Annotated in this window: 6 protein-coding genes; all 6 read right to left on the reverse strand. The window is 52.5% G+C overall.

The genetic code is table 11. From position 1 onward, the window contains the following. Window positions 1-58 precede the first annotated feature (58 nt). Window positions 59-1,603: a glutathione ABC transporter substrate-binding protein gene (locus UC14_RS25555; RefSeq protein ID WP_013575735.1), complete on the reverse strand. Its 1,545-nt coding sequence runs from the start codon at window positions 1,601-1,603 to the stop codon at window positions 59-61. 36 nt (window positions 1,604-1,639) lie between these two features. Next, window positions 1,640-3,508 (reverse strand): ABC transporter ATP-binding protein, encoded by a 1,869-nt coding sequence (locus UC14_RS25560; protein WP_112198689.1) that lies wholly within the window; start codon window positions 3,506-3,508, stop codon window positions 1,640-1,642. A 30-nt stretch (window positions 3,509-3,538) separates the two neighbouring features. Further along, window positions 3,539-4,504, reverse strand: a complete 966-nt coding sequence (dgcA, locus tag UC14_RS25565) for an N-acetyl-D-Glu racemase DgcA (RefSeq protein WP_112198690.1) — start codon at window positions 4,502-4,504, stop codon at window positions 3,539-3,541. Beyond that, complete coding sequence (gene dgcN, locus UC14_RS25570) at window positions 4,504-5,514, reverse strand: N-acetyltransferase DgcN (RefSeq protein WP_037034403.1); 1,011 nt, start codon at window positions 5,512-5,514, stop codon at window positions 4,504-4,506. Before dgcN ends, dgcA begins: the two co-directional genes overlap by 1 nt. Before the next feature lie 285 nt (window positions 5,515-5,799). Continuing rightward, a complete protein-coding gene (locus tag UC14_RS25575) occupies window positions 5,800-6,879 on the reverse strand; it encodes a porin (RefSeq protein WP_013575739.1) in 1,080 nt (359 codons plus the stop codon). A gap of 772 nt (window positions 6,880-7,651) precedes the next feature. Further along, on the reverse strand, window positions 7,652-8,126 hold a 475-nt coding region (locus tag UC14_RS25580; RefSeq protein WP_157962162.1), incomplete at its 5' end, for an ATP-binding cassette domain-containing protein.

Consider the following 8,126-nt stretch of genomic DNA (forward strand, 5'->3'; position numbering starts at 1 on the left):
AGTTGCCTGCTAAACCCCCTCCCAGCCTCCCCCTTCGCAGGGGGAGGAGCAAAAAAAATTACTTAAACTGTGCCTGATTAAAAATCAGTGAGCCGTCGGCCAGCATGTAGACGCCGGAAAGGTCTTTGCTCTTACCGACCAGGTTGTCCGGCACGCCGAGATAGGCCACCGGCGCATCTGCCCACAGCAGTTTTTGCGCATCGGCATAGGCGGCTTTACGTTTTTCCACATCAGCCGTTTGCAGACCCGCTGTGATCGCCGCATCAACCTGCTTGTTGCTGTAATAAGAGACGTTATAGGCAGAAGGGATCCAGGATTCGGTGGCAAACAGCGGACGCAACGCCCAGTCTGCATCGCCGGTAGAGGCCGACCATGCGCCGTAGTACATTTCCACTTTGGCATCCGCCGGTTTCGGTGTGCTCCACAGACGCTGGTTAAGCGAACCGGAATCCATCGGCACCAGTTTCACGCGCACGCCGATCAGTGAAAGTTGTTGTTTCAGGAACTGCGCACTGCGGATACGGTCGGTTTTGTTCGAGCTCCACATTTCAACGTCGAAGCCCTTCTCATAACCGGCTTCTTTCATCAGCGCTTTGGCTTTAGCGATGTTATAGCTGTAATCCGGCGTGGTTTGTTTCTGATAGAACTGAACGTTTTTCGGCAGCGGCGAGGTGGACGGCGAACCCAGACCGGCGAAACCGACTTTCAGCCACAGATTACGGTCAATAGCGTAGTTAATCGCCTGACGGACACGCACGTCAGAGAACTCTTTTTTCTGCGTATTGAAGGCGATGTAATACAGATAGATGCCCGGATCCTGCGCAATATCCAGCTTCGGATCGCTCTTCACGGTATCCACCAGATCGGACGGCAGCGGATACACCGCGTCCACGCCGCCGGACTTCAGTTTCGCCACCTGCGTGGAATCTTCCGGCGTCGGGTAAAGCGTGACGGAATCTACTTTCGGCCAGCCTTTCTGCCAGTAGTTGTCGTATTTCACCAGTTTGACGTCTTTACCCTGCTGCCATTCCACAAACTTAAACGGACCGGTGCCGACCGGATGCACACTCAGATCCTGTTCGTTCGGGTATTGCTTTAACGAAGCCGGGCTGTGCATCACCGCCGACGGGTGCGCCAGGGTGTTGATCATCGCGCCAAACGGTTTGTTGAGGGTGATTTTTACCTGATACGGACTGACCACATCAACGGATTTGATCATGCTGAACAGCGAGTTACGTTTCAGATGATTGGCCGGATTGGCCAGCCGATCCAGGTTGGCTTTTACCGCATCAGCATTGAACGGCGTGCCGTCCTGGAAAGTCACATCGTGGCGAAGATTAACGGTGAATTCGGTCGCATCGCTGTTACTGGTGTAATCCGTCGCCAGCACCGGCACAACGGCCATTTTGCTGTCGAACTGGAACAGGCGTTCAAAAATACCGCTCTGAATGGAATAGCTCAGCGTATCTGTGGTGTCGTGCGGGTCAAAACCGGTCACGTCGGCATACATGGAAATACGCAGATCTTTGGCCTGAGCCGACGCCGCAAAACAAAGCGCCAGTCCGGCGGCAAGCAGGCTTTTACGCACTAAGGTCGAATGCATGGTGTTCTCCTGTGTGTCCCAAAAAAGAATGTTGAGTTATCCCTGTGCAACCCAGTGATGTTCACTGACGCGGGAATATTTGAGTTTTTCTATCTGTACACCCGCCGGATGCACCGGCGATTTCACTTCCACATCATCAAAATTGCGTAAAACACGTTGCGTCGGATCCGCCACCGGTACCGAACTGAGCAGGCGTTGGGTATATGGGTGTTTAGGATTACTAAACACGGCATCACGCGGGCCAATCTCGACAATCTGTCCGCTGTACATCACCGCCACCCGGTTGGCGATCCGCTCCACCACCGCCATGTCATGTGAAATAAACAGCCAGGCAACGCCGGTATCACGCTGAAGATCCATCATCAGATTGACCACCTGCGCCTGAATCGATACATCCAGCGCAGACACGGCCTCGTCGGCAATAATCACCTGTGGCTGCAATGCCATGGCACGCGCGATGGCAATACGCTGACGTTGCCCGCCGGAGAATTCGTGCGGATAGCGCCGCGCATGGAAAGGTTCAAGTCCGACACTTTTCAGCAGCTGATTGACCACCGGCGTGGCATCAGCCAGAGACTTTTTCAGGCCATGCAGTAATAAAGGTTCGGCAATGGAAAACCCGACGGTCAGACGCGGATTGAGCGAGGCGTAGGGATCCTGAAACACCATCTGGATCTGACGACGGACAGCCTGAAACGGGGTGTCGCGCATCAGGGTAATTTCTTTACCTTCGAGGTGAATGCTTTCGGATTCGCTGCCCACCAGCCGCAAAATCGCGCGACCGGTAGTGGATTTGCCGCAACCGCTCTCGCCTACCAGTGCCAGCGTTTCGCCCGGCCAGATAGAGAAGTCGATTTGTTCCACGGCGTGAACTTCTTTGGTCACGCGTGACAACACGCCGGAGCGGATCGGGTAACAGACACGCAACCCGCGCACATCGAGCAACGGCGGCGCATCGTAGTTGGCGGTTTTCTGATCGCCATCACCCGCTGAAATGTGAGGATGATCACCTGCAACCGATTGCTTTTCTGGCGAAATATTTTGGCCGGTTTTATCTCTTAACAGCGGGAAGCGGCGCGGCCATTTCAGCCCCTGCATGTCGCCCAGTTTCGGTACGGCGGCCAGCAAGGCGCGGGTATAAGGATGCTGTGCGTTGGCGAAAATTTCCGTCACACTGCCCTGCTCCACCACCTGGCCCTGATACATCACCACCACCCGATCGGCAATTTCCGCCACCACGCCCATGTCATGGGTGATAAACAGAACCGACATATCGGTGCCCTGTTGCAGGTCGCGCAGAATTTGCAGGATACGCGCCTGTACCGTGACATCCAGCGCCGTCGTGGGTTCGTCGGCAATCAGCAGCGCCGGATCGCAGGCCAGCGCCTGCGCAATCATCACGCGCTGACGCATGCCACCGGAAAGTTCATGCGGGTAACATTTAAGGATACGTTCAACGTCAGGAATACGAACCTGTTTCAGCAGCTCGCGGGCTTTGTTCAGCGCCGTGGCTTTATTCGCCATGCCGTGATCCAGCAGCCCTTCGGTAAGCTGATCGCCTACACGCAGCACCGGATTGAGCGAGGTCATCGGCTCCTGAAAAATCATCGACATTTCCTGCCCGCGCAGTTTGCGGCGCGATTCTGCCGACAGCGACGTCAGGGTATGACATTCGCCGTTGCGGCCAAAAAACTCGATACTTCCCGCATCGACGTGCGCCGAATCCGGCAGCAATCCCATGACACTCAGTGAAGTGACGGACTTACCGGATCCGCTTTCGCCCACCACCGCCACCACTTCACCTTTATTAATAGAGAAGGAAACGCCTTTCAGCGCCTGCGTTTTGCCTTGCCGGCCGGAAAATGTCACCGACAAATCGTTAATCTGCAAAATGGGCACTGTCATCAATAAACGCCTCCTTTATAAGTTGAACTGTTAAAGCCAAACTTCACCGTTTTCATAGCGCAATGCCGGTTCAGCGTCCTGCGCCAGCCAGATCGGGCCATCAAGATCGACACGTTCCGCCTGCACCGCTACCGGCAGCGCCGCCTCCATCGCAATGGATGAGCCCAGCATGCAACCGACCATAATGCGCAGATTGAACTGCCGAGCCACATCGGTCATGGCCAGCGCTTCTGTCAGGCCACCACATTTGTCGAGCTTGATATTGATCATCTCGTAACGGTCGCGCAGCCCTGCAATATCCGCACGCTCATGACAGCTTTCGTCGGCGCAGACAGGAACAGGATGCAAACAACGCACCAGATCTTTGTCATTACCGGCAGGAAGGGGTTGTTCGATCATCGCCACGTTGAATTCATGCAGCGCCTGAAACAGGCTGCCGAGATCCAAACCCAGCCAGGATTCGTTCGCATCCACCACCAGCGTGACCTGCGGGGCAGCGGCGCGGATAGCGGCCACTTTCTCGATAATCTGCTCGCGGTCGAGTTTGATTTTCAGCAACTTCGCGCCACCGGCAACTGCCACGGCGGCGGCATTGGCCATATTTTCCAGCGAATCCAGACTCAGGGTTTCGGCGGTAATCACCGAAACAGGCTTAGGCATATCAAGCAGTTGCCACAGGTCTTTGCCCTGTTTTGCCGCATCGAGACGCCACATTGCACAATCGAGGGCATTGCGCGCTGAGCCAACCGGCAACGCCTGTTGCAGCGCCTCGCGGCTCAGTCCCTGTTCCACCTGCGGACGGATAAGTTCCAGTTGCTCGCAAACGCTGTGCGGGGATTCCTGATAATGTGCGGTCGGTGTGCATTCCCCGACGGCGGTAAATTCACCGTCCGTCAGGTAAACACGTACCACCGTGACGGCGGTGCGGATACCACGGGAAATCGCAAATGGTTTTGCCAGCGGCAGTTCGACGGACTGGAAAGTCATCTGGATCATCAGGCGTTTTCCTTGATCCATTGCGCGATATTTTTGATACCGAAACGCACCGGATCGGTGGCCGGTACGCCGAATTCTTCGCTGATTTCCGCCAGCGCGATTTTGGCTTCTTCTTCACTGACGGAGGAGGTGTTAAGCGAGAAACCGGCGAGTCTTACGCCAGGGCTGGTCAGGCTGGCTGCCGCCAGATTGGTATCGAGACACTGGCGCAGCGTGGGCATAAACTGATGTGGCAGATGGCGCATGTGCGGACGACCAAGCTCGTGACACATCACTAATAAATGTGCCTGCGCGCCATGAATCAATCCCATGCTGACACCGGCAAAAGACGGATGATACAGCGAGCCCTGACCTTCAATGATGTCCCAGTGATCGTCATCGTTCGCCGGGGAAAGCGCTTCGACAGCACCGGAAATGAAGTCGGCAATCACCGCATCAATGGCAATACCGGCACCGGCCACCAGTACGCCGGTCTGACCGGTAGCGCGGAAATCAGCGTTCAAATCCAGCTCACGCATGGCCGCTTCAAGCGCCAGCGAGGTGTACATTTTGCCGACCGAGCAATCTGTGCCGACAGTCAGAATGCGTTTGCCGCTACGTTTCATGCCGGTGCCGGTATCCAGCGCCGGTTGCATGTGGCGCACATCGAACAGTTGCACATTATTTTCAGCGGCCAGCGCAACCAGCTCAGGAATGTCGTTCAGCCCCTGATGCAGACCGTTCGCCACATTCAGACCGGCGCTGATGGCCGCTTTGATCGAATCAATCCAGTGTGCTGGTAATTTACCGCCTGAATTTGCGGTGCCCAGCACCATGGTTTTCGCGCCCTGCGCTTTCGCCGTGGCGATATCCAGATCCGGCAACCCTAAGGACACAGAATCCGTTGCCAGACGAATTTGTCCGACACAAGCTTCAGGACGCCAGACGTGAATACCGCGCGCTGTTTTCGCCGCCAGCGGATCCATCACATCACCAAGAAATAAAAGATACGGCTTTGGAATTTGCTGCATGTCAGTTTCTCCGGGATCTATTTTTTTGAATGGGGTTTTAATCAGACTGCAGAGAATATTCCACGGGAGAAAGCGGCTGACGAATACTTGTTTGGGTCTGGGGTATAACCTTAGGCTATAGAGTTAGATATATGAATTTATTGTGGTTATTTGAGAAGAGAAACGGGGGCGGCCTGGGAGGCATTACACGAAATCACAGGTATAAAAAAAGGCAGAGCCAATGAACTCTGCCTTTGCGATTACCTTTTTCAGACACAGAATGGGGTAATAATTTAGTTCACTAACTTAGAAGCGGTAAGTCAGTGCTACAGCAACGATGTCGTCAGAGCTTACGCCCAGTTTGTTGTTGTCATCGATCTGGTTGATCATGTAGTCAACATAGGTGTACATGTTTTTGTTGAAGTAGTAAGTCGCACCGATTTCGAAGTATTTAACCAGGTCCGCATCACCCACACCTTCAACATCTTTCGCTTTAGACTGCACGTAACCGATTGAAGGACGCAGACCGTTTTCGAACTGATACTGCGCAACTAACTCATAACCCTGAGTTTTGTTAGCGTAGCCGCTCGTGGAGCCCACGGTGACTGGCGCCTGGTTACGGGTTTCGTTGTACATCGCTGCCAGATAAATCTGGTGAGCGTCATATTTCAGGCCAGTTGCCCATGCAGAAGCTTTGTCGCCAGCACCGATTGTGGCGTTGGTTTGTGCGTTAGTACGGTCAGAAGAAGAACCCGCAATAACTGCACCGATGCCGGAACCTGCGATATCTTCATAATCGATGGATGCGCCGTAACCGTCGCCGTTGCCTTTAGACGCTGAACGACCGTCGTTTTCGTTTTTACCCTGGTATTGCAGGGCGATGTTCAGGCCGGTAACCAGACCGAAGAAGTCCTGGTTACGGTAAGTTGCCAGACCACTTGAACGACCCACCATGAAGTTGTCATTGTTAGCAGTATCACCACCAAACTCAGGCAGCATATCGGTGAAGCCCAGTGCGTCGTAAACCACACCGTAGTTACGACCGAAATCGATAGAACCGAAATCTTTCACTTTCAGACCCGCAAAGCCCAGACGGGTTTTATTGCCCAGGTCGCCCTGAGATTCTGCGTGGTTAGCCTGAATGTTATATTCCCACTGGCCATAACCGGTCAGTGTGTCGTTAATTTGAGTTTCGCCTTTAAAGCCCAGACGCGCATAAGTCATGTCGCCGTCAGAACTTTTATCATCGGAGAAATAATGCTTAGCGGTTACACGACCATACAGGTCCAGTTTGTTACCGTCTTTATTATAGATTTCACTCGCGTTTGCGGTAGATCCCACTGCAATTAAAGAGACCGCTAAGGCCAACACACTGCGCTTCATCATTATTTAAGTTTCCTTGATTTTTTATAAAGGAGTTCTCATGCCCGCTTTCTTTTATATATCTGGAATATCGGGCTGTGAGTATTTGTACATGTTTTGAAATACGTCTGTCTGTAAAACGATTCGAACCTTAACACTGAGCACGAAAAGTTAAAATGGAAAAGTTCGCCTCATTAAGTCTTTTTTGCGTAAAGAGTTGTAACATAATATTTCTGTTATAAGCCGCTAACCCCCTGATTATATGCGCTTTTAGCATAACGTTTTGCACCACAACGGTGCGGTGCATTTTTTTGGTGCAAAACAGGTCTCGCATTGTAAAGTTATTGCAACCGAGATCACCTTTATCAAAAGGTTTTTATCTGTTAACAATCGTTAATGAATTAAGGAGGAATTTAGACGCGTTGCATTTAAATAGTGCATAGCAGGGTAATTATCACAAGGGTAAGTTCATTATCACATTAATAGAAAAAGCAGCCATAAGATTTTTGTACTACGCAATTTTTTTCGAATTAGGATTTTCGCTAAAGATATTGAGCAAAATAAAGTCAAATTAAAGGAAATAATAATGACCTGCGTGATTGAATTGAACGAAAGTGAATATTTTTACCTGCCCGAATCGCATCATTTTTATTCAAAACGGGCTTTTACTAAAAAGAAAATATAAAAAGAGAGGGCAGACTTGAGAAGGATAGGGAAATTTTTGGGGAGACTTTACTTTTGAGTGGCGATTATTTCGCCGTTCCAACCCTCTCCTTTGCAGGAGAGGGTACAAAAATTAACGGAACTGTGCGGCGTGGAGTTGTGCATAACGCCCCTGATGAGCCAGCAGTGATTCATGCGTACCCTGCTCAACAATGCCTTCTTTATCGACCACGATAATACGGTCAGCGTTCTGAATCGTCGCCAGACGATGGGCAATCACCAGCGTGGTCCGGCCCTCAGAAAGCTCCGCCAGCGACTGCTGGATAGCCTGCTCGGTGGCAGTATCCAGTGCAGACGTGGCTTCGTCGAGGATCAGGATTGGCGGGTTTTTCAGGAAAATCCGCGCAATCGACAGGCGTTGCTTCTGCCCGCCGGAAAGCTTCACGCCCCGCTCGCCAATCACCGTGTCCATGCCCAGCGGCAGTGCGTCAATGACGTCATCAAGGCGTGCGCGGCTGGCAGCCAGGCGGATTTCTGCTTCGCTGGCACCGAGCTTACCGTACGCAATGTTCTCGCGGATCGTCCCGCCAAACAGGAACACATCCTGC

The organism is Rahnella sp. NRRL B-41462 (assembly GCF_003263525.1).
Lineage (GTDB): Bacteria > Pseudomonadota > Gammaproteobacteria > Enterobacterales > Enterobacteriaceae > Rahnella > Rahnella aceris.

Excerpts from the sequence above, each read along its gene's own strand:
- UC14_RS25555 (WP_013575735.1), bottom strand. The coding sequence starts at position 1,603 with ATGCATTCGACCTTAGTGCGTAAAAGCCTGCTTGCCGCCGGACTGGCG.
- UC14_RS25560 (WP_112198689.1), bottom strand. The coding sequence starts at position 3,508 with ATGACAGTGCCCATTTTGCAGATTAACGATTTGTCGGTGACATTTTCC.
- dgcA (WP_112198690.1), bottom strand. The coding sequence starts at position 4,504 with ATGATCCAGATGACTTTCCAGTCCGTCGAACTGCCGCTGGCAAAACCA.
- dgcN (WP_037034403.1), bottom strand. The coding sequence starts at position 5,514 with ATGCAGCAAATTCCAAAGCCGTATCTTTTATTTCTTGGTGATGTGATG.
- UC14_RS25575 (WP_013575739.1), bottom strand. The coding sequence starts at position 6,879 with ATGATGAAGCGCAGTGTGTTGGCCTTAGCGGTCTCTTTAATTGCAGTG.